This window comes from Leptolyngbya sp. NK1-12 (assembly GCF_032598965.1).
GTDB lineage: Bacteria > Cyanobacteriota > Cyanobacteriia > Elainellales > Elainellaceae > Elainella.
Genome location: NZ_CP053586.1, coordinates 6,060,747 through 6,085,061, shown reverse-complemented (window position 1 = coordinate 6,085,061; position 24,315 = coordinate 6,060,747). Strand labels below are relative to the sequence as shown.

Below are 24,315 nucleotides of genomic sequence, written 5' to 3'. Positions count from 1 at the left end.
GTCGGGCTTTCTTCAACTTAACGCAAATTGCCCAACCGCAACATCCAAGCTTGCTGTAAACTTTGAGGTTTATTGAGGCTCGATTGAAAATCTTCCTGGATCGAGCCTGTCAGGATAGGGGCTGCCTTTTTTAGTTTAGTCTTGGGCAGCTTGAGCGCTTCTTTCAGCCGTGTCGGGATAGAGTTTGGCCCAATCTTTTACAGCTTCTTTGCTTTCTTTGGCAATTCGTTGCAAACGCTCACCCGGAGCACCTTCGGTTTCACGCGCTTCCTGCTTCCATTCGCCTACAGTTTTAGGCCGATCCGAGTCATTTTGGTGAATCGCTTCGTCAACCTTGTTCTTGATCGCTTGAGCACCCCGATCATTGCTAACATTCGCAGTTAATACTACAAACCCAATCAGAGCTACTGCTAAAAATCGCTTGACTTGGAATCCATTTAGGAAAGAACCGATACGAGCTACTGCTCCAGAAATCAAATTCAGCATCACTTAAGTCTCCATTTCTTTTGATCGCTCGAATTCAGCAACGCATACATCAGCTTCAAAGTATAGATTCAGCTATGAAAAGTAGGCAGCCAATCTAGACTTTAGTAAACGTATGAGTTTTTGAATCCAGATATAAACGTAGCGATAAACAAACCCACTCTCCTCTAGCAAAAGTTGTAGCTTGCCACGTAACCAAGAGGGACTTTTTGAAATGCTCTGAACTGTAAAACTCATACTTTTACAACGCAAAATCAATCTATAGTGTTTGCCAAAAGAGATAGGACATTATTGTGGGCGCACGAAGCGGCCCACAACAATATCTCTGTTCTAACTGTATCTTTGTCCTAGCTGTTGTGGCGGCTATAGTTAGAGATTAGGTAAAAGCTAGTATTACTTTTCACGTAGCCTTATCATGCAATAACCAGTGAAATAAGCGCATGAAGTAAATGTAGCCCATATCACACTAGCTGTTCATATTCTTAGATTTATATTCTTTATATTCAAATATTTGAAGACTGTTCTAAGCGGCCTACTTTCCAAATCCTGCCAGACCAATCTTTATCATGATCTATGATGATCTCTCCAACAATCTCTATTTTGGACCTTGACAAAAATCGACTTGTTATTCAGCACAAATCTAAATCTCTCTGTAAGGTTACTTTTTGAGTAGCAGTCTTGACAGCTCTAGTTGGAACCTTGAACATTCTCTAGCATCGAATCCTTCTCCTTGTATGAAAGCCGCTCTATTCCGGTTTTGGGTTATCGGCAGCTTAGTGTTAAGAGGGCAGCACACTGCTTGTGTCTCTTCACAGCAATATTTCTTAGAATACACAGCAAATATACAGCCTTTTCCAGGCTAATAAAGTATAAAAAATGGGGTGCAGGGGTCGTCCCCCTGTGGGGGGCTTCGCCTCCACATCCCTCGTACCTTACCAGAGTGGAAAAAGCTATAGACTCTAGGAGCTGTTAAATTAGAACTGCTGTAATCCTTGCACCTTCCGTTCAACTTCTCACCATGATCCTCGAAGAGGCACTAGCCGTTGTTACCCAAGCTTTAAATCACCAACGTTTAACAAAAGTTCAGAACATCATCTTCCGGCAAGCCTGGGAAGGCAAATCCTACATTGAAATGGGGGTAGCCTTTGGATACGATCCGGCCTACCTGAAGGACGAAGGCGCGAAGCTGTGGCAGTTGCTTTCCCAAGCCTGTGGTACCAAAGTCACCAAAATTAATTTTCCGACTGTTCTAGCCCAATACGCAGAGGCCCAACAAGCACAGGCCCAACAGGCAGAGGCTAATCAGGCAGAGGCTAATCAGGCAGAGGCTCAGCAAGAACAATCCATCCTGCCAGAAATTTCTACCGATTCAAGCCGTCGCATCGACTGGGGAGAAGCGATCAATGTGTCCAGCTTTCTGGGCCGAGAAACCGAACTAGCTACGCTAAAGTATTGGCTGCTGCAAAACCACTGTCGCTTAGCCACAATTTTAGGCATGGGCGGCATGGGAAAGACGGCACTGTCGGTAAAGCTAGCTCAGCAGGTGCAGTTCCGCTTTGAGCGAGTGATCTGGCGCTCGCTGCGAGACGCCCCTCCTCTGACTGAACTATTAACGACGCTAATTCAGTTTTTGGCTCCAGATCCAGACTCTACCCTGCCGGTCACCGAAACCACCCAACTTGCCTATTTGATGGATGCCCTCCGCGCCAATCGCTGCCTGCTGATTCTCGACAACTACGAGGCCCTGTTTCAAGCGGGTCAGCAAACGGGTACCTATCGGCAAGGCTACGAAGGCTATCGCGAACTGCTGCAACGCATCGGTCAGGGGCAACACCAAAGCAGTTTGGTGCTCACTAGCCGAGAGAAACCAACGGTTGTGGCAGCTTTACAAGGCGAGAATATGCCCGTGCGCGTCCTCAATTTAGCGGGCTTACCGCAAGCTGATGCGGCGCGGTTATTACAGGCCAAAGGGCTATCAGGCTCTGCTGCGCAGGTGACTAGTTTGGTGCAGTCCTATCAGGGCAATCCTTTGGCTTTGATGATCACGGCCACGTCGATTCAGGACCTCTGTGGGGGCAGGATTGATACCTTTCTGCAACAGCAAACCACCGTGTTCAATGGCGTGCGGAATTTATTGCAGCAGCAAATCAATCGCCTTTCGGAACTGGAAACCAAAATTATGTACTGGATTGCGATCAACCGGGAAGCAGTGACGGTACAGGAATTGCAAGCTGATTTAGCACCCTTTGTGCCCATGAGTCGCCTACTAGAGGCAGTGGAATCCCTATACTGGCGCTCTTTAATTGAAAAAAGCGACGACGGGTTTACGCAGCAACCGGTGATCATGGAGTACATGACTGAGCAGTTGATCGAGGGAATTTGCCAGGAGATTTTGGATACTAAAACCCATTCAGCGACAGAACCTCACCCATTTGCGTTTCTCAAAAACTACGCCCTGCTCAAAGCCAGTGCTAAGGACTACATTCGAGATAGCCAAGCTCGCCTGATCCTAGAACCCATTGCTCAGCAGATTAGCATTCAGTTCAGTCCTCAGGAGTTGCTAGAACGAGTCAATCATCTACTGTCTCATATCCGGCAGACGAATGCATCCAATTACGCTGCTGGCAACCTGATCAACCTATTGGCCCATCTACGCATTGACTTAACCGGAGCCGACTTCTCCCGACTCAAAATCTGGCAGGCTGACCTCTCCAATCTAAATCTACACCACGTCAACTTCACTCAGGCGGATCTAAGCAAATCTATTTTTGCCGAAACCTTTGGCGGCATTTTAGCTACAGCTTTTAGTCTAGATGGTACCCTGCTTGCTACCTCTGACAGTAATGGCGGCATCCAAGTTTGGCAGGTCGGCACCGGACAGCGGCTCGTAGCGCTAACAGAAGGACGTGCTCCTTGGGTATGGTCGGTTGCGTTTAATCCAACCCAGCCCAATCTACTAGCTAGTTGCAGCGATGATACCTACATCAAATTATGGAATGTAGAAACAGGTAAATGTCTACGGGTATTATCGGGGCACACCAGCAGCGTGCATATGGTAGCTTTCAGCCCAAACGGACAGCTTTTGGCAAGCGGTAGTGAAGATGGCACGATTAAGCTATGGCAAGTCAGCGAGCCGAGTGCTGCCTCCTGTATTGCCACTCTGGAAGGTCACCAAGGCTGGGTCTGGTCGATTGCCTTTAGTCCTGATGGTCAAACCCTTGTCAGTGGCTCTGTTGACCAAACGCTGAAGCTGTGGAATGTAGCAACTGGCATTTGCGAGCAAACTTGGATAGGCCATACTGATTGGATCAAATCCGTGGCCTTTAGTCCTGACGGCAAATGGATCGCCAGCGGCAGTACCGATCGCACGATCAAACTCTGGCAGATTGAAACAGGACAATGCCTCAAAACCTTGCAGGGCCATCAAGACACAGTTACTGCTGTTGCCTTTAGTCCAGCCAGCCAGCAGCTTGTCAGTTCCAGCTACGATCAGACAATTAAACTTTGGCAGATTTCTTCGGGTGAATGTACCCGTACAATACAAGGACATAGTAATCGCGTTTGGTGGGTCACGTTCAGTCCAGATGGACAATCCCTAGCTAGCGGTGGCGATGATCATGCGGTTCGCGTCTGGGATATCCATACCGGCAGATGTAGCAAAACTTGGAAAGGCCATACCAACGGCATCCTTTGCTTGGCGGCTCATACAACACAGCATCTGCTCGCCAGCGGTCACGAAGATGAAACGATTCAACTCTGGGATATCCAGACTGGCGAAATTCTCAGAACTTTGCGAGGACACACGCACCGGGTTTGGTCAGTAGCGTTTGCACCCCAATCTCTAGCTCAACCCCTCCTCGCTAGCAGCAGCGGCGATCGCACTGTAAAACTCTGGAACTGGCAAACTGGACAGTGCCTCAACACCTTACGGGGTCATACAAGCTGGGTTTGGACAGTGACGTTCAGCCCAGATGGGAAACGGTTAGTTAGCAGCAGCGTTGACGGTTTAGTCAAGCTCTGGGATACTCAAACCGGTAAATGCATTGAAACATTGCAAGAACATAAAGCTGCTGTTGTTAGAACTATCTTTAGCCCCGATGAACGAACTTTAATTAGCGGTGGTTTTGACCAAACTATCAAAATTTGGGATAGTGCGACAGGTACTTGTTTAAGAACGCTGGAAGGACACCAGGGTACGGTCTGGTCTGTTCTTTTCTGGGCACAAAACCAACAGTTGATTAGCGGCAGCTTTGACCAAACCATCAAGTTCTGGGACATCAAGACTGGGCAATGCCTCCGCACATTGACTGGTCATCAAGCGGCAATTGTCTCCCTCGCCCTCAGTGCAGATAGGCATTATTTAGCAAGCAGTAGTTTTGATCAAACCATAAAACTATGGGATTTGGAAACAGGTGAATGTGTTCGGACATTTGCAGGGCACACTGGCATCGTCACGAGTATCATCTTTTTCCCAACTGTTGATCTACAAAATCAAACTGATTTGGCTCTGCTCTCCGAGACCGATGCTAGCGAACTGCTGATTAGCATCAGCTATGACGAGACGATCAAATTTTGGGATACCACAACTGGAACCTGTATCCACAGCATGCAAACTCCTCGTCCCTATGAAGGAATGACCATTACTAGGGCTACAGGGCTGACCGAAGCACAAAGAGCAACCCTAAAAGCACTCGGTGCCTCAGAGGCAGATCCACATTTTCATTGAGTTGCTCAAACAGCTTATTTTAGGGTTAGTGAAGCCTTGTTTTGGGGTAGGAAACAAGATCAATTCTTGCAGCCTCGATCATTCCTTATGCAAAACTCAGCTAGGTTTCACAATTGTTGCCTAACTTAGAGAGGTGAACTCTAGGAGGATCGGTCGCTGTGAAACCGAATCTGATACTGAATCAAGGGTTGGAATTATGAAAAAACGCTATCTTCTACAAACCGGCACGGCTATTGTGGGTGTGATGGCCCTATCTCGTTATCTCTCTTCGAAGTCAGAGGCTCAGACAGCGTCAGAAAGCGGATTTGAAATTGTTAAAACAGAAGCAGAATGGCGCAGAATCCTATCACCCGATCAGTTTAACGTTTTGCGACAACACGGTACCGAACTGCGATTTAGCAGTCCACTGGATAAACAGTTTGCCCAAGGCATCTACCATTGTGCTGGCTGTGACCTGCCACTGTTCTCTTCTGATACCAAATTTGATAGTGGAACCGGTTGGCCCAGCTTCTATGCACCGATTGACAATGCTATCCGCACCTCTGTCGATCATTCCTTTTTGATGACACGCACTGAAGTTCATTGCCGACGCTGTGGTGGACATTTAGGACATGTATTTGATGATGGTCCCGCACCCACTGGAGAACGCTACTGTATAAACGGCGTCGCTCTTAAATTTGTTGCCCAATAATCTATTGCTCAATAATCTATTGCTCAATAAATTGGCAACGTTGTTGTCATCAAGCTCTCTGAAAAACTGAAATTCACTGACTATTCACGATTGTTGAACCACTGGAGAACTTCGAATCTATGCCACTACGCATTGTACTTTCCAATTCCTTGGTACGTCGCTTTTCGATTTTGTCGCTGACTGCTGCGGCTCTAATGTATGGTGCAAGCCATTTGGGTGCTGCGGCTGATGTAGCAACTACGGCAACATTTCCCAACCCTGTTACAGATATAGCAACTGCTGCAACGATGGAAGAACAGACGGCAGTTTTTGCAGGCGGTTGCTTCTGGGGGATGGAAGGCGTTTTTGAGCATCTCAAAGGTGTGTCTGAGGTCGTTACAGGCTATGCGGGCGGCAGTGCGGCGTCTGCACGTTATGAACAGGTGAGTGCTGGCACAACTGCCCATGCAGAAGCGGTGAAAATCACCTATAATCCATCGCAAATTACCTATGGTCAGCTTCTCAAGGTTTACTTTGCGGTGGCACATGATCCAACCCAATTGAATCGACAGGGACCAGACACAGGACCCCAGTATCGCTCCGCCATCTTCTTCGCGAATGATGAGCAGAAGCAAGTGGCCCAAGCCTATATCGACCAACTCAATCAAGCTCGTGTTTTCAATCGCCCGATTGTAACTCAGCTCAGTCCCTTAGACCGATTTTATGCGGCTGAAGACTACCACCAGGATTTTATCAGGCGTAATCCCCGCAACCCCTATGTGATCCTGCATGACTTGCCTCAAATCGTTCGACTTCAGGAACGGTTTCCGGAACTGTATCAGGAATAGAGAATTGCTGCCACAATGCAGTAGCTGAAATTTTTCCCGGAATCCTGAAAACTGAGGCAATTCATTCTGATTGATGGATTACTGGATGGATCATTAGGGTGCAGTTGATCTTGCTGGCAGGATAAGGGATTGTTTTGAATGTATCGCCATATTCCTTATCGAAACCCCAGCGCAAATGCTTACCCCTTACAATCCATGTCGCTTAAATGTTCAGCAGATCGAAAAAGCCGTCATCCAGTTCATAGCTCAACATTTGCGCCATAAATTTGAGTTTGGTACGGCTGGCAATGCCCTGTTCCTGCATCCAGTTCGCCAATACAAAGATTTTTTGCATTAAGAAAATTTCCAATGCTTCTGGATTGAATTCAATACCGCTGGAACTGAACTGATGGGGCACCAGCATGGCGGTGTAACGGCCCAACTCCTGCGCTTCCCAATCCAGCAAAAAGGGCAGCCAGGGATAATTGGCATCTAGACGCACAAACCAGAGCCGCACTTCCGGAATTTCAGATAGCTCACGCGGGTCCTCCGGCTCTTGAGGAAAGTCGATCACGAAGCGAATTTCTTGCTCGTGGTTGGCAACGGAGCCATCTTTGATCCAGGGTTCAATCACCGCTTGGGCCGGAGCAAGATCAAGCGTATGGATTGCGTCTGCATTGAGCGTAATTGTCGTGGTCATTGGCTGGAGTAAGTGCACGCCTTTTTTATTCTCTGACAATTGGGTTCTTTTCAGCATTGGGTTAGGTGATGCTAGAGGTCGAGATTCTCTTGGAGTAGCGTATGGGCGATTAGTGCAAGCATCTTGCTCACGTTCTCTCATCCAAGCATTCTGCCCACAGCTCGATTTGGATTTGAGAAACAAAACAATTCTCAGCAAACCCTCAGGCACAGCTCACATAGGCATCATTCCGTTGCATAGAAATGCCTCTACAGTGAATGCAGGGACGACTCAATCAACCCCTGAGGAAAGAAGCCATGCCGCAGCCCATCCAACCAACACGACTTCGCTATTCTAGCCTTCTGAGATCCCTGAAAATTATCGGAATTGCCAGCTTATCCTTTCTCGTCAGCACCATGCCGGCCTTTGCCACCACCTTACAAGAAAGCAGCGGTTGGAACCTCCAGGAAGTGATCCAGCGAGCACTGGAACAGATCCAGCAGTTGGGAATTGCTGGCGTTGTAGCCTTTGTTGTCCTCTATGCCCTTGCCACCGTGGCTTTCATCCCAGGGTCGTTGCTGACTCTAGGAGCCGGAGTTGTATATGGCGTGGTCCAGGGATCGCTCTATGTTCTGATTGGGGCTAGTTTAGGCGCGGTGCTGGCGTTTCTGGTCGGTCGGTATTTAGCCCGTGATTGGGTGGCGAAAAAGATTGAAAATAATCCTAAATTCAAAGCGATTGACGAAGCCGTCGGACGGGAAGGCTTCAAAATTGTGCTATTGACTCGACTTTCACCGGTGTTTCCGTTTAATCTGCTCAACTATGCCTACGGCATTACCGGCGTGAAGCTGCGGGACTATGCCCTAGCCTGCATCGGCATGTTGCCCGGTACAGTGCTGTATGTCTACATTGGCTCACTGGCCGGCAGCCTTGCCATGCTGGGAACCGAAACGCAAGCAGCAAACCCCCTATTGCAATGGCTGGTGCGCGGGATTGGGTTTGTGGCGACCGTTGCCGTAACCCTCTATGTGACTCGAATTGCCCGCAAAGCTCTAGACAGCGTTTCTGAGCAAACCACGACTGACAGCGTTCCGCATGATGCCTAGCTGATATTTGCCTAGCTGATATTTACTGACGCCAAACTTTAGTTCAAAATCTCAATCTTTCGGAGTTTCGAGCCATGACTCAGTCAGCCTTTCAGCCGTTTCTAGTACCGCCAATGGACGAGTACAACCAAACTCTTGTCTCTTATGTACATCCACCCAACTGGACGAATCCCACTCCCCAAGCCGAATATGACCTGGTTGTGATTGGGGCAGGCACGGCTGGCTTGGTGGTAGCTGCTGGTGCAGCTGGACTGGGGCTGGGATTGAAAATTGCCCTGGTGGAACGGCATCTGATGGGCGGCGATTGCTTAAATGTCGGCTGTGTGCCGTCTAAGTGTGTGATTCGCTCCTCGCGAGTGGTAGCCGATATTCGAGATTCCGAACCATTCGGTATCAAGCCCCCCGACACCATTGAGATCGATTTCGCGGCAGTCATGGCTCGGATGCGGCGATTGCGGGCGGGCATTAGCCATCACGATTCGGCAGAGCGGTTTCAAAACCTGGGCATCGATGTGTTTTTGGGCCAGGGAGAATTTCAGAGCGAGCGCAGCCTCATGGTTGGCGGGCAGATCCTTCGCTTCAAAAAGGCAGTGATTGCCACCGGCGCACGGGCCGCTAAACCCAAAATTGCAGGACTGGAAGCGGCTGGCTACCTGACGAACGAAACCGTCTTTTCCCTGACTGAACGTCCTGCCAAGCTGGCGGTAATTGGCGGCGGACCGATTGGCTGTGAGCTGGCTCAGGCGTTTCAGCGACTTGGGTCTGAGGTGATCTTGTTCCACAAAGGCGGCCATTTGCTGGATAAAGAAGATGCAGACGCGGCTGAGATCGTGCAGCAGTCGTTTTTGCAGGAAGGAATTCGGCTAGTGTTAAACGCTCAACTCCAGCGGGTGGAAAAAACCGAGTCCGGCAAGGTGATTCACTTTAGCTCTGACGGTAAGCCCGATTCGATTGCGGTGGATCAGATTCTGGTCGGTACTGGGCGTGCTGCCAACGTGGAGGGGCTGAACCTGGAAGCGGCAGGCGTGGCCTACGATGCCAAAGGCGTCAAGGTGAATGATTATCTGCAAACCAGCAATCCCAAAATCTTTGCTGCGGGCGATATTTGTATGAACTGGAAGTTCACCCATGCTGCCGATGCCGCTGCTCGTATCGTGATCAAGAATGCGCTGTTTGCACCGTTTGGGCTCGGTAAATCGAAACTCAGCAGTCTGGTGATGCCCTGGGTCACCTACACCGATCCCGAAGTAGCCCATGTCGGCATGTATGAGTCGGAGGCTCGCCAGCAGGGAATTGCCGTCAAAACCATTCACATTCCGTTTAGCCAAATCGATCGGGCCATTGCCGACGGTGAGGAAACGGGATTTCTGAAAATTCTGCATCGCGAGGGCAGCGACAAAATCCTCGGCGCGACGATTGTAGCCCGCCATGCCGGAGAAATGATCAGCGAGGTGACTACGGCGATTGTGAATCAGATTGGGTTGAGTAAGCTCTCGACAGTGATTCATCCCTACCCGACCCAGGCCGAAGCAATTAAAAAGGCAGCAGATGCCTACCGTCGAACCTTACTGACGCCGCGCAGTCAGTTTCTGTTGGGCCTCTTGGCCAAACTTTCCTAGGATCAACCGGCTTTGGGTAGTTTTAACTGCAAAATTTGCATGAACCGACACTGGCAAACAATTCCAGACCGAGCCAAGTTTGTAGACTACTTCCTAGAGTGATCGAAATTCCTGTAATGCTACCTTCTGATCCACTGCTTAATTTCTCTGCTCAGGCAATTCACCCGATCGGACTAGCCGATTTAGGGAGGGCACAGCTGTTGTACCTTGTCAGAATAGGCAAGAAGCCTGATACTGTAGCCACAGCTCTCCGTTTTTCTCCGCCAAACCGGCTGGAAACCCCAATTCCTGCTGGTTTTGCTCTACCAGGATTGACTGCTGCAAACTGTTCGCTCAAGGTCAAGGTTCATGTCTTCCATTGCGCGTAGAAATTTGTTCGAAGACATTCCCCGCTTCTTGGTGGCTCAGGCTGGCATCATGTTTGCGGTGAGTCTGGTCACCATTCAAACGGGTGTTTTGAGTGGCTTCATTCGCTCAGTAGGGACGCTAGTTGACCACGCCAATGCCGATATTTGGGTGGCCAATCAGGATATGGTCCAGCTCGAACTCACCCTGCCCATGCCGGCCTCGCACTTGAACTTAGCCCAGCGAGTCCCTGGAGTAGAGCGAGTTGAGCCATTGGTAATGGGAGGGGGCACCTGGCGCAGTCCAGGCGGTGAAATTAACCTGGTGCGCGTATTTGGGTTTGAGCCAGAGGGTCAGCTTTTCAGCGATTTTAGGATGACTGCTGGCAGCGTTAGCAACTTAAAGCAGCCCTTTACCGTCATGGTAGATGAGTCCACTTTAGACAGTTTAGGGATACAGCAAGTCAATGATACGGCCACGCTTGGCTCCTTGGGGCTAAAGCTGGTGGGGCTAACTCAAGCTTCCCAGTCGATTACATCCAGTCCTTATTTATTCACCTCAATTGAAAACGCCAAAGCCTTTTCGACCAGCGGTTTAACAGCTAGCCTGAACTGCCGCTTACAGAATGGTGAGTTTAGCTGCACGAACGTCTACCAAAAATCACCCGATGCCAATCCGGCTTCGTCGCAACCAACGCCCCTCTCGGCTACCGACCCCATTAGTTACATCTTGGTGCGGGCAAAACCGGGGGAGGATATACAGGCGTTGAAGCAGCGGTTAGAGCAAGCCTTACCGGGCACGCTGGCCGTAACGCAGGCGGAAATGGCCAGCCGAACGCGCAGCTTTTGGGTGCGACGCACGGGGGTTGGCTTTATTTTGGGGCTGGGCGCTACCGTCGGTGTGATTGTCGGCGTCGTAATTGTGGGACAAATTCTCTATTCGTCAGTCTCTGACCATATGAAAGAGTTTGCTACCCTCAAAGCAATGGGCGTGTCTGACAAAGTGGTTTACGGCATCATTATTCGTCAGGCCCTTTGGATGGGCCTACTGGGCTATCTACCAAGCTTGGCGCTGTGCCTGGGTTTAGGAGCCTGGACATTTCAAACCCAAGGCATCATGATTTTGATCACACCGCTGACGGCGGCTGGAGTGTTGGGGTTGACGATCTTTATGTGTGTGGGGTCAGCAATGTTTGCCATTCAGAAGATTACTCGTGTGGATCCAGCGATTGTATTTAAGTCCTAATTGATGGCATCTAAACAGTGCCAATCCATGTGAGTTCTCCGTAATTTTTCGGTGTCTGTAGAAAACTGTTGAGCCAAAACAGCATGAATACTTTATCTCCAGCCTGTGTAAAAAGCAGCAATTTTGAAAGAATGATAAAAGAGCCGTCAATTTCGTTACTTCATCCGAATTTTGATTGGCCTCTGGTGAATCTACCCTGAGGATTGGCATCTCCTCTGTGACAGATTCGTAATGTGCCAGATGCACAACTGAGCCAAACTCCGGTTCAGGATAAGGCCTCAAACCTCACAATTGATAGGCTGTGCCAGATTGAGGACTGTGCCAGATTAACAACCATCCCTATCAAAAACTCGCATACTGCATAAAGTAAGGGTCATCAAACATAAGTTTCCATAGCGGAAAAGATTTACCTACCCAATACGACCAATGACTGCTACGCCAATTAACTTCCAAATCAACCTAACAGAATCCCATACAGTCTTGAATCAGGGTGCTGATGCATCGGTTGACTCGATTAAGGCAGGGGCCAGAGCCATTGTCGCCAGAGGGGTGGAAATGGTTTTCCAAAGTGGAACCCAGCGATTTCAGGCGCTCAAAAATATCGACCTCGACGTATACCGGGGCGACATTCAGCTTCTGATGGGACCCTCTGGTTCCGGTAAAACTACATTGCTGTCAATTTTGGGAGGTATTCTGACCCCGACGGCCGGCAGTGTTTGTCTACTGGGGCAGGATCTGACCCGCATGTCACGTTCTCAGTTGGCTCGCTTTCGCTTGAAGAACATCGGCTTCATCTTCCAGGAATTTAATTTGTTTCCGGCATTGACCGCCCTGGAGAATATCGTGGTGGCGATCGAAATGAAGGGTGTGAAGGGACGGGCAGCTCGACAAGAAGCGATGCGGCTGCTAGAGCAGGTGGAACTAGAAGGAAAAGCCAACAACCTGCCCCGCGACCTCTCCGGTGGCCAAAAGCAGCGAGTGGCGATTGCCCGCGCCTTAGCTGGCGATCCTCACTTCATCATGGCTGACGAGCCAACTGCCGCCCTCGATTCTCGCAGTGGTCAGGCGGTAGTGGCCCTATTGCGCCGTTTAGCAAAAGAGCAGGGCCGCACGGTTGTGATGGTGACGCACGACTCGCGGATTGTCGAAGAAGCCGACCGAGTGGCTTATATCGAAGATGGCATGTTGCAATCGACGCGGTTAGGTGGAGCGACTGTAGGAGCCTAGGCTCCTTCCAAAACTCCGCTTACCACATCGCGCAGGGTTTGCTCCACCGATCGGGGCTGCCAGCCCAATTCATTCCGGGCCTTGTTGCCGCTGACGCGAACACAGCGATCATACACATAGTGCACCCGCTCGCGACTGAGGGGCGGCTGCCAGGAGAGCAGGCGTCCAATCGGATCGAGAAGATGACCAGCTAGGCGCACCAGTGGTTCGGGCACTTCCTTTGGTACAGGTATGCCGGTCTCTTGACTGAGAAACTCAAACATTTCTCGCGTGCTCATATCGCCGGCGGAAATGATGTAGTGCGACCCAGGAGGAGCCTTTTCCGCGGCTAACAGCATGGCTTCCACTAAATCATCGACATGCACAATGCCGGTAATGCGCCTGCCGCCCGCCCAGAGCTTTAATCGGCCTTTCAGAAAGGCTTTCAGCACCGGGCCAAAGTGGGGATCATCGGGGCCAAAAATTCCCGACGGCATCACACTCACCACTGGCAGGCCATCAGCCGCAAAGCGATCGACTAACTGCTGCGCCTGGTATTTAGTTGAATCGTAGGCCGAGGAGAAGTCTTTTTGCTGCCGCTGGAAGGACTCGTCCACAACCCGCCCCTGGGTGTCGCCATAGACGCCAATCGTGCTGCAATACACCATTTTGCGAATCCCGGCTGCCTTGGCAGCTTCTAGCACTTGCCGGGTACCTTCTACATTCACCCGTTCCATCAGTGCCGCATCAACTAGGCCCAATTCCACATAGGCCGCCGTATGAAACACCCAATCTACTCCAGCCACTGCAGTTTCTAGAGCCTGTTGATCGGTAATGTCACCGTAAATCAACTGAGCGTTAGTGCCCGCCAATCGCGACAAGTCACTCGATTTTCTCACCAGCGCCACTACCGTATCGCCTCGCTGTTCCAACCGTTTGACCAGATGGGAGCCAGTAAAACCATTTGCGCCTGTTACAAGTGCTTTCATAGGCAGTTTTGACAGTTTTGAGTTTTAAGTTTTGAGTTTTAAGTTTTGAGTTTTAAGTTTTGAGTTTTAAGTTTTGAGTTTTAAGTTTTGAGTTTTAAGTTTTGAGTTTTAAGTTTTAAGTTTTGAGTTTTAAGTTTTGGTGGCGGAACCTATGCACAGCACGTAGTTCTGTAGCTTAAGCAGATCGAACACTAAACCCCAGCGGGGATGCGCCTTCGGTGTAGAATAAGGGAGCCTTCCAACCACGGTTGGCCCGGTCCCCCCTTTTGTATTTTGTAAGGGGGGCTAGGGGGGACCTCAACAGGATTTGCGATCTACTGAGCTTGCTTTTGCGTGAGTCCGCAACCGAATGTATAGCATCTACAAACGCCTCGCTGTTTGAGTTACTCGCCGTTTGAGTGACAAGTTGCGGGCAAGATACATGCACCCTAATTACTTCAACTTAAAACTCAAACCTGCTTTTCATAGATTCGGTAAGTCTTATAAATCGTTCCGCCTGCGGCTTCGACTAGTTTCCGCGAGGCTGAGTTGCTTTCAAACACATGCCCTAGTTCGGCGCGCTTATAGGGTTTGCCTTTTTTGATGCCGCCCTGCATACCCAGGTAGATCAGGGCCAAGGGAACCATTTTACGGCGATATTCCGGCAGCGAACAAAATAGCACCACCCGTCCTTGGTCGATTTGACGCTGATACCAGAGGAACTTGAGCGTACCCCATAGATCCAGCTTGCCGCCCACATGCTTAAGCGGAATATTGAGGTCAGGCAGTCCCATCCAGTAACCCACCATTTGGCCGTTGTGCTCGGCAATCGGAAATACATCGGGGTCAAGCAGGCTCTGCATTGAGCGGGCCTCTTCCAGGAACTCTTCCTCGGTGCGCGGTGTGGCACTGTAGTTGTTGGCAAACATCTGGGTGGTGAGCCGATAGATCTGGCGGGCGTCTGCCTCAAACCCTTCTCCCTTGGCTCGCACCGGACGGAAAGTTACTCCTGCTTTGCAGGCGATCCGATAGGCTTTTTCAAATTCTGCGGGTAGGGTAGTTGTGAGCGGAAAGTTGTAGGAATAGGCATCCTGAGCTTTCTGCCAGCCTGCTTGCTCAACAAACTGAGGATAGTAGGGCGGATTGTAGGGCATCAGCACCATGGGCGGCGTATCGAAGCCATCCACCAAAAACAAACAGCCGTTGTGGGTCGAGAGGTTGATTGGGCCGCGCACTAGCGTCATCCCCTGTTCCCGCAGCCAATCACAGGCGGCTTCTAGCAGAGCTTGCGCCACGCTAAAGTCATCAATGCACTCAAAGTAGCCGAATAAGCCGACCTTTTGGCCTTCCCGTTCGATTAGCCGATCGTTGACGGCAGCCACAATTCGCCCAACTGCCTCTTGGTCGCGCCAAGCCAAAAATTGCTGCAACCGGCCATATTCAAAAAATGGATTATCGGCAGCAAACGTTTTAGCGACGCTGCTACGCAATGGCGGCACCCAGTTGGGGTCGTTGGCATAGATCCGATTCGGCAAATCGAGAAACCGATCGGCGTCTTCGGGTGTATTTACAGCACGAATTTCAACGGCTGATTGGGAAACAGTGACCATAGGAGAGCCAGGGTTAGCGGTACTTTTTGAACACCAACGTTACATTATGACCGCCAAACCCAAACGAGTTGGACAGCGCCACTTCGACTGGTTGCTTGCGACTCTGGTTGGGGACATAGTCCAAATCACAGGCTGGATCGGGATTTTCCAGGTTAATCGTGGGCGGGACTTGGTCATTGGCAACCGCCATTGCTGTCGCCACAGCTTCAATACCACCTGAACCTCCCAGCAAATGGCCGGTCATCGATTTGGTGGAGCTGATCGCCACCTTGTAAGCAGGATCGCCTAAAGCCGTTTTGATCGCTGTGGTTTCGGTCGAGTCGTTAGCCGGGGTACTGGTGCCGTGGGCATTGATATAGCTGACTTGTTCAGGACTAACACCCGCATCCTTCAAGGCCAACTGAATCGCTCTGGCAGCCCCTTCCCCACCCGGAACCGGAGAGGTCATGTGATAGGCATCGCAGGTCATGCCGTAGCCGATAATTTCAGCGTAGATTTTGGCACCTCGACTCAGGGCATGCTCCAGTTCTTCCAGAATCAATATGCCAGCGCCTTCTCCCATCACAAATCCATCGCGATTGATATCAAAGGGACGGCAGGCATGGGCCGGATCGTCATTGCGAGTCGAGAGGGCCTTACAGGCGGCAAATCCAGCCAATGACAAGGGCGTCACCGCTGCTTCAGTTCCGCCGCAAATCATGGCCTGAGCATAGCCCCGCTGCACCAACCGGAAAGCATCGCCAATCGCATTGGAACCCGCTGCACAGGCGGTTACGGTACAGTTATTGGGACCTTTAGCACCAGTGTGAATCGCCGTTAGACCCGCTGCCATGTTGGCAATCATCATCGGCACCATGAACGGGCTACAGCGATCTGGGCCGCGATTCAGGTAGATCTCCTGCTGCTCTTCCATTACTTTGAGGCCGCCAATCCCCGTGCCAATCACCACCCCAACTTGCTCAGCGTTCAGATCATTGATTACGAATCCGGCATCAGCCAAGGCTTGCTTACTAGCAGACACCCCGAACTGCGCGAACCGATCCATCCGCTTGGCTTCTTTGCGCTCTAGATACAGATGAGGATCAAAATTCTTTACCTCACCAGCAATGCGGCAATCGTGCTTAGACGGGTCAAATAGGGTAATCTCAGCGATCCCGTTGCGACCGCTGATCAGTCCTTCCCAGTATTCGGCCAGGGTATTGCCAATTGGCGTGATTGCACCCAGCCCAGTAACAACAACCCGCTTTAACTCAGAACTTGTCATGACGGCTTTCTAGGGTTTCGCACCCGGAACAATAGCAAAGATGTCAAATCAATGTTAAACAGGGACTAGGACGAGAAAGCCTATTCGGAAAGCGTTGGAAATTGCATTGTCGAAAAGCTATCTCAGTCTCTAATCCCTCATATCTAACCGCTGATGATAGGCTAGGCAGCTACCTTGTCTTGGATGTAGTCCACCGCTGCCTGAACCGTGGCGATGCCCTCCGCTGCTTCATCTGGAATTTCGATGTCAAATTCTTCTTCTAGCGCCATTACCAATTCCACCGTATCCAGGGAATCTGCGCCCAAGTCGTTGGCGAAACTAGCTTCTGGCTTCACCTCGTTGGGGTCAACGCTCAACTGCTCCGCCACAATTTTCTTAACCCGATCGTAAATCTCTTCTTGACTCATACCAGTTTTTTCCTACACCTCGATGCAGCAGCTATCTATCATAAACACAAAATCCCAATTTACGTCTCAGCTCAAAATCGAGCTATATCGAGCGCTTAACCGATTGGCAAATCGTTCAATTGGGCATCTCTTCATCTTACTGCAAAGCGAGACTCGGAATAACGGTTAGAAAATTAGAGCATAGGCAAAAACCCCTAGACTAGTTAGAGCAACGGATGGCGCAACCCACAACGACTTGAGATTAACAACTTGAAACTAAAGCAATCCAGCCGTTAGGCTTGGCATAAGTTCAGATGACAAAAGATGGTTCTAATGCTGACTAGAACTAAACAATGGACTGTCGATGACTACCACCGCATGATTGCAGCCGGAATCTTGACAGCGAGCGATCGGGTAGAGCTACTGGACGGACAAATCATCGAAATGAATCCCCACCTGCCTCCCCATGCCGCCACGACACAACGAGCCTTTCGCTACCTCGATCGCTTATTAGAACCCATTGCCTATGTTCGGATGCAGTTACCCATAACGCTCAGCCCCAAATCGGAACCAGAGCCAGATATTGCAGTGGTTCGGATCGACCCAAACGAATACGGAGATCGCCATCCCGGACCTGAGGAATTTTTTTTAATCATCGAAGTAGCCGATTCCACCTTGCTCAGCGATCGGCAGCAAAAGGCATTGATCAATGCTAAGGCTGATATTCCAGACTACTGGATCCTAGATGTGAATACTCGCCAGATCCTTGTTTTTCGTGACCCTGCTGAAAACGGCCATCGGCACCAAGCAACTTTCGCAGCCAACACCACCCTAGCGCCTGTGGCCTTTCCGGATGTTGCGATTCCACTCAATCAGCTTTTCTCACCTTCTGAGGCTGCTTAATTCATTTCTGAAAGCTTAATTCTAGGATCCACTGCTTTCAGCGCCAAGTCAGCCAACAAATTGCCCAGGATCAGCATCACCGCCCCCATCATCAGGCTTGCCATCACCAAATAGAGGTCTTGTGCCTGTACCGCTTGCAGAATCAACCGTCCTAGCCCCGGCCAGTTGAAGTAGTACTCGGTAATAAACGCCCCGCTGAGCAGACTGGCAAACTCAAATCCCAACAGCGTAATCAGGGGATTGACCGCATTTCGCAGTGCGTGGACATAGATGACTCGATTTTCCGGCAGCCCCTTGGCGCGTGCGGTTTGAATGTAATCTTGCCGCAACACATCCAGCAGTTCACCGCGTGTAATCCGCTGCAATCCGGCGAACCCCGTAATGCTGAGGGCTAATGTCGGCAGAATCATGTGCCAGAGGATATCGACAATTTTGCCAAACCAGGTGAGGTCGGCATGATCGATACTGGTCATCCCACCTACCGGAAACAGCGGTGACGTGAGCTGGGCAAAAAACAGCAGCAGCAAGCCCGTAATCAGGGTTGGGAAACCCTGCCCTAAATAGCTAATTACCCGCAGAAATCGGTCGATGGCTTTGTTTTGATGCACGGCTCCCAGAATACCAAGGGGAATGGCAATCGCCCAGGTGACAATCAGCGAAGCCACCGACAGCAGCAGTGTCGCCGGTACCCGCTCCCACAGCAGGGCGGTCACAGGTCGCTGGGCATAGGCAAAACTGACGCCAAAGTCTCCCTTTGTCACCACCTGCCGCAACCAGAGAAAATACTGCTCGATGATTGGTTTATCTAAGCCAAACTGAGTTTGCAGCCGTTTGATCGTCTCCTCTGAAATCTGAGGATTCTGGCGCAAATTATCGAGGTAATCCCCTGGAGCAAGCTGAATAATAAAAAAGCTGAGGGCTGAGGCTAAAAGCAGCGTCAACAAAGCCTGAGCTAGCCGTTTGACGATATAGCTAAAGGTGTCGCTAGTGATCCATTCAACCAGTCTGCTGGTCAACGCTTGAAAACGCTGCTGCACTGACAAATCTGGCGTAGAAGTCATAGGCGCAATCGGAAGCAACAGTTGACTGGAACAGACTGGTATTGGGAAAATTCGGTGGAAGTTTACCCTAGTACTGGACCAGGGTAATCACCGGCAGATCGGGCAGCGCTTTGCGGCCTTCTAACCCGCTTAGTTCGATGATAAAGCCGAATCCGACTAACTCACAGCCCGTTTGTTCTACCAGTTTAGCGGTAGCAGCAGCCGTCCCACCTGTAGCAATCAAATCGTCCACAATCAGAGCACGACAGCCGGGATGCAGCGCATCCTGATGCATTTCCAGCCGATCGGTGCCATATTCCAGCTCATATTCTGCGGCGTGAACAGCAGCCGGAAGTTTGCCCGGTTTGCGGACGGGTACAAAGCCAGCATTTAGCTTGTAGGCCAGAGGTGCCCCAAAAATAAAGCCGCGAGATTCCATCCCAATGATGTAATTAGGGGCTAGATCGCTGCATTTTTCGGCCATGCTATCGATGGTGTAACGTAGCCCTTCTGGATCGCGCAGTAGGGTCGTAATATCTCGAAACAAAATGCCAGGTTTGGGAAAATCAGGAATTTCGCGAATTAGAGCCTTTAAGTCCATAGCAGGGGAGTTGACAGGGGTAGCAATGTCCTAGTCATCCTATCAGGTTTGTCTAATGGTTCGCCTACGGCTCACGCGCTTTCCTTTCCCACCCCGCTTTGCTGTTGCTTGTTTCCCGCAGGGTGGAGACAGACGCTTTAACGTTCTGGCTTGCTTGTACCCGCTAATCTTTGATACCAGAGAAGTTTTCAAACCAGCCGCGACGCTTAAAGTACAGCACGGACGCCAGCCCAACCCCCAGCATCAGCAATAAACAGGCCGGATAGCCCCAGTACCATTCCAACTCTGGCATATTCCAAGGTGAGGCATCTGGGTTGAAGTTCATGCCATAAACTCCGGCAATAAAAGTAAGGGGAATAAAAATCGTCGAAACAATCGTCAGAGTCTTCATTACCTCGTTCATGCGGTTGCCCACCGAGGAAACATACACATCCATCAAGCTAGACGCGACTTCTCGATAGGTTTCCACCATGTCAATCACCTGCACCGTATGGTCGTAACAGTCGCGTAGATAGACCCGCACCTCGTCGCTGATCAAATCATGGCAATCGCGAATCAGGCTGTTAATCGCATCGCGCTGCGGCCAGATCGCCCGCCGTAGGGCCAATAGCTCGCGCCGGATGCGGTGGATTTTTTCCAAACTCTGATGCGTTGGACTTTCGACCACTTCGTTTTCCAGTTCTTCCAGCGCTTCACCATATTCTTCTAAAACTGGGAAGAATCCGTCAATAATGGCATCAATCAAGGCATAGGCCAGATAATCTGCCCCATGCTGCCGAATCGTGCCCTTGGCGAGCCGAATTCGTTCCCGCACTGGGCCAAAGCAATCATAATCCGGCTCTTCCTGTACGGTGAGCAAATAATGTCTGCCCAAAATCAGGCTGACCTGTTCGGCCACAAATCCACGCCCGTTTTCCTTCGGAGTTACCATGCGGGCAATCAACAACACCTGGTCGCCGTATTCATCAATTTTGGGGCGCTGAGGTACATTCACCACGTCTTCTAGCATCAGCGGATGCAAGTCAAACACCTCCCCAATCCGCCGCAGCACATCCTCGTTGCCCAACCCCTGCACATCCACCCAGGAAACGGAAACCGAATCGAGGTAGGGAGTGCAATCTTCTGGCTGATCGATCTTGACCCGAACCGCTTTGCTGGAATCGTAATCAATCAAGAAAATTACCGGCGGCGAGGCATCCGCTTCGATACTGAGGGTGCCAGGAATACTGCCCGGTTCATCCGAGAAATACTCGAAGTATTCGTCTTCTTCTTCGGGGTCGGTGTTGATGAACGGCAATTTTTGCAGGGACAGTCCAGCTAGGGGCGTATCCCCATTCGGGACAGTACGGGAAGGTCGGTTGGTCATGGCTTGACTCGGATGCTTGGTATTAGCTCGACATGGAAGAGGGTTAGCGTGATTGTACTCAATTCATGCCATCAACAGGTTAATCAACCAACTACATCATTTTTGATCCCCAGGCATTTTATAGTGGAATTGCTGCGAATGGTCGGCAAGACGCTTGAGGTATCAAAGTTGTGAAAGCAATTACTCTGCTGGGTTCAACCGGCTCGATTGGAACGCAAACGCTCGATATTGTTTCCCAGTATCCCGATCAATTTCGAATTGTGGGGCTAGCTGCACGCAATAATGTTCAACTCCTAGCCCAGCAAGTCCGGCAGTTTCGTCCCCAGATTGTGGCGATTTGCAACCCGGATCAGCTACCTCTGCTGAAAGAAGCGATTGCCGACCTCGATCCACAGCCGATTCTGCTTGGCGGAGAAGCCGGTGTGGTAGAAGTGGCCCGCTATGGTGATGCCCAAGCCGTGGTGACAGGAATTGTGGGCTGCGCTGGACTGCTGCCAACGATTGCCGCCATTCAAGCTGGTAAAGACATTGCCCTAGCCAACAAAGAAACCTTGATCGCGGGCGGTCCGGTGGTGCTGCCGCTGTTGCAGGAACATGGCGTGAAGCTACTGCCTGCCGACTCCGAGCATTCGGCCATTTTTCAGTGCCTTCAGGGCGTGCCAGCGGGTGGGCTGCGGCGAATTTTGCTGACAGCTTCTGGAGGAGCGTTTCGAGATCTGCCGGTCGAAAAGCTGGCTACCGTTACGGTGGCTGATGCGCTAAAGCATCCCAACTGGTCGATGGGCCAAAAAATCACGATCGACTCGGCTACGCTGATGAACAAAGGCTTGGAAGTGATCGAAGCTCATTTTCTATTCGGCGTAGACTACGACCAGATCGAGATTGTGATTCATCCACAGAGCATTATCCATTCCTTGATTGAACTGCAAGACACCTCGGTGCTGGCGCAGTTGGGCTGGGCGGATATGCGGCTGCCCTTGCTCTATGCCCTCTCCTACCCAGAGCGGATTGCCACTAGCTGGGAGCGGTTAGATTTAGTCAAAGTCGGTAGCCTCACCTTCCGCGAACCCGATCACCAGAAATATCCCTGCATGAAGTTGGCCTACGCCGCCGGACGCGCCGGGGGAACCATGCCAGCTGTCCTAAATGCCGCTAATGAACAGGTGGTCGCTTTATTCCTAGACAAAAAAATTGGTTTCCTCGATATACCTCGCCTGATCGAAACGGTCTGCGAACGCCACACGACTCATAATCTCTCTAGCCCGACCCTCGACGATATTCTAGAAGCCGATCGCTGGGCGCGGCAGGAGGTGTTGGCTAGCCACAGCAAGCTTGATCAGCCAGTGGTTGTCTAGATCTCATCAACGCCTGACTCTCGGCCCTTACAATGAATTGCAGGCACAAATCCGGGAGGCTGGCTGATGTCCATTGAGCTGCCAATCGACTCTAAACACCTTTACAATACTGATTTTGTTCGCTGGGTTGAAACTACAGTCGAGCAACTGCGTGCCCAAGACTATGCCAATGTCGATTGGGACAACTTGATCGAGGAAATTGCTGATATGTCCAAGCGGGAGCGGAAAAGCCTCAAGAATAATCTTGTGGTGGTTCTGCTCCATTTGCTCAAGTGGCACTACCAACCCCAGCAGAGAAGCGGCAGTTGGCGAGGCAGCATTCGGGAGCACCGCCGCCGCATCGCGGATGATCTTAAAGATTCACCCAGCTTAAATTCCTATTTTCAAGCCGTGTTGGCAGAATGTTATGCTAGCGCCCGCGCTCAAGCTGCCGATGAGACCGAACTACCGCTAGAAACTTTTCCGTTCGATTGTCCCTACACGCCGAGCCAAGTGTTAGATCCTGAATTTCTGCCATAGGTTTTGCCATGACTGCACTATCGAACTTACCTTTGCCGCCCGGTGATGATGGGTTGCCTTTCATTGGTGAAACGTTCAGTTTCTTCGGTGATCCTGCCTTTGCTCAGAAAAAGCACCAGAAGTACGGCGATCTATTTAGAACGCGGCTGTTGGGCCAACCGACGGTTTTTGTTCGCGGCGTCGAGGCAAATCGGTATGTGTTGATCAATGAAAACCGTCACTTTGTAGTAAGCTGGCCTCCCAGTACCAAAGCGTTACTAGGGGATTTATCGCTGGCTCTGCAAACCGGAGACATTCACCAAAATCGCCGCAAACTATTGGCTCAAGCCTTTATGCCACGAGCGTTGGCTGGCTATGTTGAGACGATCGAGCAGATCACGCAACAATACCTCGACCGCTGGGCCCAGCAGAGTGAACTGGTCTGGTATCCGGAACTGCGGCACTATACGTTTGACATTGCCTGTAAACTGCTGGCCGGACTGAATCACGGCTCCCAAACTCCGCTCGGCAAACTGTTTGAAGCCTGGAGCGCAGGGTTATTCTCGATTCCGGTCGCCCTGCCCTGGACGCGATTTGGGCGGGCAAAACGTAGCCGTGAACAGCTAGCCCGCGAACTCGAAGCGATTATTCGGCAGCGGCAGCAAAGCGCTGCTTTGGACAATGACACCCTGGGGCTACTGCTGCAAGCCCGCGACGAAAACGGCCAAGGGTTAAGCATCGCCGAACTGAAGGATCAAATTCTGCTGCTGCTGTTTGCCGGCCATGAAACCCTCACCTCAGCCGTTGCCTCTTTCTGTCTACTCGTAGCCCAACATCCCGACGTGATGACCAAGCTGCGAGCCGAGCAACAGCAATTTTCTGCTCTGGAACCGCTGACGCTCGATCAGCTCAAGCCAATGACTTACCTAGACCAAGTACTGCGCGAAGTGATGCGGCACACTCCTCCTGTGGGCGGCGGCTTTCGGAAAGTGCTGGAATCCTGCGAAATCAACGGCTACCGAATTCCCAAAGGCTGGACTTTACTTTACCAAATTGGCTCCACCCACCAAGACGAGCAGCTCTATCTCGATCCCGATCGGTTTGATCCAGAGCGGTTCAGTTCCGAGCAAATGCAACAGCAAAGCAGCGATCGCCAAAAATACGGCTACCTGCCCTTCGGCGGCGGCCTGCGCGAATGTCTGGGCAAAGAGTTTGCTCGCCTAGAAATGAAAACCTTTGCAGTCCATCTAATTCGTGGCTATACTTGGGAGCTGCTGCCCGATCAAGACCTAACCCTCGTCACCATTCCCACGCCTCACCCGAAAGATGGCCTCAAGGTTCGCTTCAAAAAGATGATTTAAACTTCACCCTTCCTCGTTCCACAGCCGCTCTAGCTGATAGCGCCATGCTCCCATTAC

Annotated in this window: 20 protein-coding genes; 11 read left to right on the top strand and 9 right to left on the bottom strand. The window is 50.8% G+C overall.

Annotated features, from left to right (window positions below):
• Positions 1-135 precede the first annotated feature (135 nt).
• Positions 136-486: a hypothetical protein gene (locus HJG54_RS26110; protein ID WP_036007190.1), complete on the bottom strand. Its 351-nt coding sequence runs from the start codon at positions 484-486 to the stop codon at positions 136-138.
• A gap of 1,015 nt (positions 487-1,501) precedes the next feature.
• Between HJG54_RS26110 and HJG54_RS26105 the strand changes: the two genes are divergently transcribed.
• The 3 genes from HJG54_RS26105 (at position 1,502) to msrA (ending at position 6,727) form a co-directional block, all read left to right on the top strand.
• The gene (locus HJG54_RS26105; RefSeq protein ID WP_316432152.1) at positions 1,502-5,209 is read left to right on the top strand and encodes an NB-ARC domain-containing protein; all 3,708 of its coding nucleotides are present in this window, start codon (positions 1,502-1,504) and stop codon (positions 5,207-5,209) included.
• A gap of 196 nt (positions 5,210-5,405) precedes the next feature.
• The gene (msrB, locus tag HJG54_RS26100) at positions 5,406-5,900 is read left to right on the top strand and encodes a peptide-methionine (R)-S-oxide reductase MsrB (protein ID WP_316432151.1); all 495 of its coding nucleotides are present in this window, start codon (positions 5,406-5,408) and stop codon (positions 5,898-5,900) included.
• A gap of 119 nt (positions 5,901-6,019) precedes the next feature.
• The gene (msrA, locus tag HJG54_RS26095) at positions 6,020-6,727 is read left to right on the top strand and encodes a peptide-methionine (S)-S-oxide reductase MsrA (RefSeq protein WP_316432150.1); all 708 of its coding nucleotides are present in this window, start codon (positions 6,020-6,022) and stop codon (positions 6,725-6,727) included.
• Positions 6,728-6,929: 202 nt separating this feature from the next.
• Here msrA and HJG54_RS26090 read toward each other — a convergent pair whose 3' ends face one another.
• The gene (locus tag HJG54_RS26090) at positions 6,930-7,406 is read right to left on the bottom strand and encodes a CRR6 family NdhI maturation factor (RefSeq protein ID WP_316432149.1); all 477 of its coding nucleotides are present in this window, start codon (positions 7,404-7,406) and stop codon (positions 6,930-6,932) included.
• Positions 7,407-7,702: 296 nt separating this feature from the next.
• Between HJG54_RS26090 and HJG54_RS26085 the strand changes: the two genes are divergently transcribed.
• The 4 genes from HJG54_RS26085 to HJG54_RS26070 all read left to right on the top strand — a co-directional run bounded on the left by HJG54_RS26085 (position 7,703) and on the right by HJG54_RS26070 (position 12,927).
• Positions 7,703-8,491 (top strand): TVP38/TMEM64 family protein, encoded by a 789-nt coding sequence (locus HJG54_RS26085; RefSeq protein WP_316432148.1) that lies wholly within the window; start codon positions 7,703-7,705, stop codon positions 8,489-8,491.
• A 74-nt stretch (positions 8,492-8,565) separates the two neighbouring features.
• Positions 8,566-10,110 (top strand): mercuric reductase, encoded by a 1,545-nt coding sequence (locus HJG54_RS26080; RefSeq protein ID WP_316432147.1) that lies wholly within the window; start codon positions 8,566-8,568, stop codon positions 10,108-10,110.
• A gap of 348 nt (positions 10,111-10,458) precedes the next feature.
• Positions 10,459-11,700, top strand: coding sequence for an FtsX-like permease family protein (locus HJG54_RS26075; RefSeq protein WP_316432146.1), 1,242 nt, complete (start codon positions 10,459-10,461; stop codon positions 11,698-11,700).
• Positions 11,701-12,126: 426 nt separating this feature from the next.
• A complete protein-coding gene (locus tag HJG54_RS26070; protein ID WP_316432145.1) occupies positions 12,127-12,927 on the top strand; it encodes an ABC transporter ATP-binding protein in 801 nt (266 codons plus the stop codon).
• Here the strand turns inward: HJG54_RS26070 and HJG54_RS26065 are convergent.
• The 4 genes from HJG54_RS26065 to acpP all read right to left on the bottom strand — a co-directional run bounded on the left by HJG54_RS26065 (position 12,924) and on the right by acpP (position 17,155).
• Positions 12,924-13,895: an NAD-dependent epimerase/dehydratase family protein gene (locus tag HJG54_RS26065; protein WP_316432144.1), complete on the bottom strand. Its 972-nt coding sequence runs from the start codon at positions 13,893-13,895 to the stop codon at positions 12,924-12,926. The two genes, HJG54_RS26070 and HJG54_RS26065, sit on opposite strands and share 4 nt — an antisense overlap.
• Before the next feature lie 449 nt (positions 13,896-14,344).
• A complete protein-coding gene (locus tag HJG54_RS26060) occupies positions 14,345-15,484 on the bottom strand; it encodes a hypothetical protein (RefSeq protein WP_316432143.1) in 1,140 nt (379 codons plus the stop codon).
• Between the two features lie 13 nt (positions 15,485-15,497).
• Positions 15,498-16,748, bottom strand: a complete 1,251-nt coding sequence (gene fabF, locus HJG54_RS26055; RefSeq protein ID WP_035999301.1) for a beta-ketoacyl-ACP synthase II — start codon at positions 16,746-16,748, stop codon at positions 15,498-15,500.
• Positions 16,749-16,909: 161 nt separating this feature from the next.
• Positions 16,910-17,155, bottom strand: coding sequence for an acyl carrier protein (acpP, locus tag HJG54_RS26050; RefSeq protein WP_035999303.1), 246 nt, complete (start codon positions 17,153-17,155; stop codon positions 16,910-16,912).
• A gap of 312 nt (positions 17,156-17,467) precedes the next feature.
• Between acpP and HJG54_RS26045 the strand changes: the two genes are divergently transcribed.
• Positions 17,468-18,037, top strand: a complete 570-nt coding sequence (locus HJG54_RS26045; protein WP_316432142.1) for a Uma2 family endonuclease — start codon at positions 17,468-17,470, stop codon at positions 18,035-18,037.
• On the opposite strand, the gene HJG54_RS26040 is transcribed toward HJG54_RS26045, so the two are convergent.
• The 3 genes from HJG54_RS26040 to corA form a co-directional block, all read right to left on the bottom strand.
• Positions 18,034-19,098: an ABC transporter permease gene (locus HJG54_RS26040; protein WP_035999306.1), complete on the bottom strand. Its 1,065-nt coding sequence runs from the start codon at positions 19,096-19,098 to the stop codon at positions 18,034-18,036. The genes HJG54_RS26045 and HJG54_RS26040 overlap by 4 nt on opposite strands.
• Positions 19,099-19,165: 67 nt before the next feature.
• Positions 19,166-19,678, bottom strand: coding sequence for an adenine phosphoribosyltransferase (locus tag HJG54_RS26035; RefSeq protein ID WP_316432140.1), 513 nt, complete (start codon positions 19,676-19,678; stop codon positions 19,166-19,168).
• A 163-nt stretch (positions 19,679-19,841) separates the two neighbouring features.
• Positions 19,842-21,044, bottom strand: a complete 1,203-nt coding sequence (gene corA, locus HJG54_RS26030) for a magnesium/cobalt transporter CorA (RefSeq protein ID WP_316432138.1) — start codon at positions 21,042-21,044, stop codon at positions 19,842-19,844.
• 170 nt (positions 21,045-21,214) lie between these two features.
• Between corA and dxr the strand changes: the two genes are divergently transcribed.
• From dxr to HJG54_RS26015, 3 genes are all read left to right on the top strand, one after another.
• A complete protein-coding gene (dxr, locus tag HJG54_RS26025) occupies positions 21,215-22,399 on the top strand; it encodes a 1-deoxy-D-xylulose-5-phosphate reductoisomerase (protein ID WP_316432136.1) in 1,185 nt (394 codons plus the stop codon).
• A 66-nt stretch (positions 22,400-22,465) separates the two neighbouring features.
• Positions 22,466-22,918, top strand: a complete 453-nt coding sequence (locus tag HJG54_RS26020) for a DUF29 domain-containing protein (protein ID WP_316432134.1) — start codon at positions 22,466-22,468, stop codon at positions 22,916-22,918.
• Between the two features lie 8 nt (positions 22,919-22,926).
• Complete coding sequence (locus tag HJG54_RS26015; RefSeq protein WP_316432133.1) at positions 22,927-24,258, top strand: cytochrome P450; 1,332 nt, start codon at positions 22,927-22,929, stop codon at positions 24,256-24,258.
• The last annotated feature ends 57 nt before the right edge of the window (positions 24,259-24,315 follow it).

Bases quoted from the DNA above. Each gene is read 5' to 3' on its own strand.
- HJG54_RS26110 (WP_036007190.1), bottom strand. From the start codon at position 486: ATGCTGAATTTGATTTCTGGAGCAGTAGCTCGTATCGGTTCTTTCCTA.
- HJG54_RS26105 (WP_316432152.1), top strand. From the start codon at position 1,502: ATGATCCTCGAAGAGGCACTAGCCGTTGTTACCCAAGCTTTAAATCAC.
- msrB (WP_316432151.1), top strand. From the start codon at position 5,406: ATGAAAAAACGCTATCTTCTACAAACCGGCACGGCTATTGTGGGTGTG.
- msrA (WP_316432150.1), top strand. From the start codon at position 6,020: ATGCCACTACGCATTGTACTTTCCAATTCCTTGGTACGTCGCTTTTCG.
- HJG54_RS26090 (WP_316432149.1), bottom strand. From the start codon at position 7,406: ATGACCACGACAATTACGCTCAATGCAGACGCAATCCATACGCTTGAT.
- HJG54_RS26085 (WP_316432148.1), top strand. From the start codon at position 7,703: ATGCCGCAGCCCATCCAACCAACACGACTTCGCTATTCTAGCCTTCTG.
- HJG54_RS26080 (WP_316432147.1), top strand. From the start codon at position 8,566: ATGACTCAGTCAGCCTTTCAGCCGTTTCTAGTACCGCCAATGGACGAG.
- HJG54_RS26075 (WP_316432146.1), top strand. From the start codon at position 10,459: ATGTCTTCCATTGCGCGTAGAAATTTGTTCGAAGACATTCCCCGCTTC.
- HJG54_RS26070 (WP_316432145.1), top strand. From the start codon at position 12,127: ATGACTGCTACGCCAATTAACTTCCAAATCAACCTAACAGAATCCCAT.
- HJG54_RS26065 (WP_316432144.1), bottom strand. From the start codon at position 13,895: ATGAAAGCACTTGTAACAGGCGCAAATGGTTTTACTGGCTCCCATCTG.
- HJG54_RS26060 (WP_316432143.1), bottom strand. From the start codon at position 15,484: ATGGTCACTGTTTCCCAATCAGCCGTTGAAATTCGTGCTGTAAATACA.
- fabF (WP_035999301.1), bottom strand. From the start codon at position 16,748: ATGACAAGTTCTGAGTTAAAGCGGGTTGTTGTTACTGGGCTGGGTGCA.
- acpP (WP_035999303.1), bottom strand. From the start codon at position 17,155: ATGAGTCAAGAAGAGATTTACGATCGGGTTAAGAAAATTGTGGCGGAG.
- HJG54_RS26045 (WP_316432142.1), top strand. From the start codon at position 17,468: ATGCTGACTAGAACTAAACAATGGACTGTCGATGACTACCACCGCATG.
- HJG54_RS26040 (WP_035999306.1), bottom strand. From the start codon at position 19,098: ATGACTTCTACGCCAGATTTGTCAGTGCAGCAGCGTTTTCAAGCGTTG.
- HJG54_RS26035 (WP_316432140.1), bottom strand. From the start codon at position 19,678: ATGGACTTAAAGGCTCTAATTCGCGAAATTCCTGATTTTCCCAAACCT.
- corA (WP_316432138.1), bottom strand. From the start codon at position 21,044: ATGACCAACCGACCTTCCCGTACTGTCCCGAATGGGGATACGCCCCTA.
- HJG54_RS26020 (WP_316432134.1), top strand. From the start codon at position 22,466: ATGTCCATTGAGCTGCCAATCGACTCTAAACACCTTTACAATACTGAT.
- HJG54_RS26015 (WP_316432133.1), top strand. From the start codon at position 22,927: ATGACTGCACTATCGAACTTACCTTTGCCGCCCGGTGATGATGGGTTG.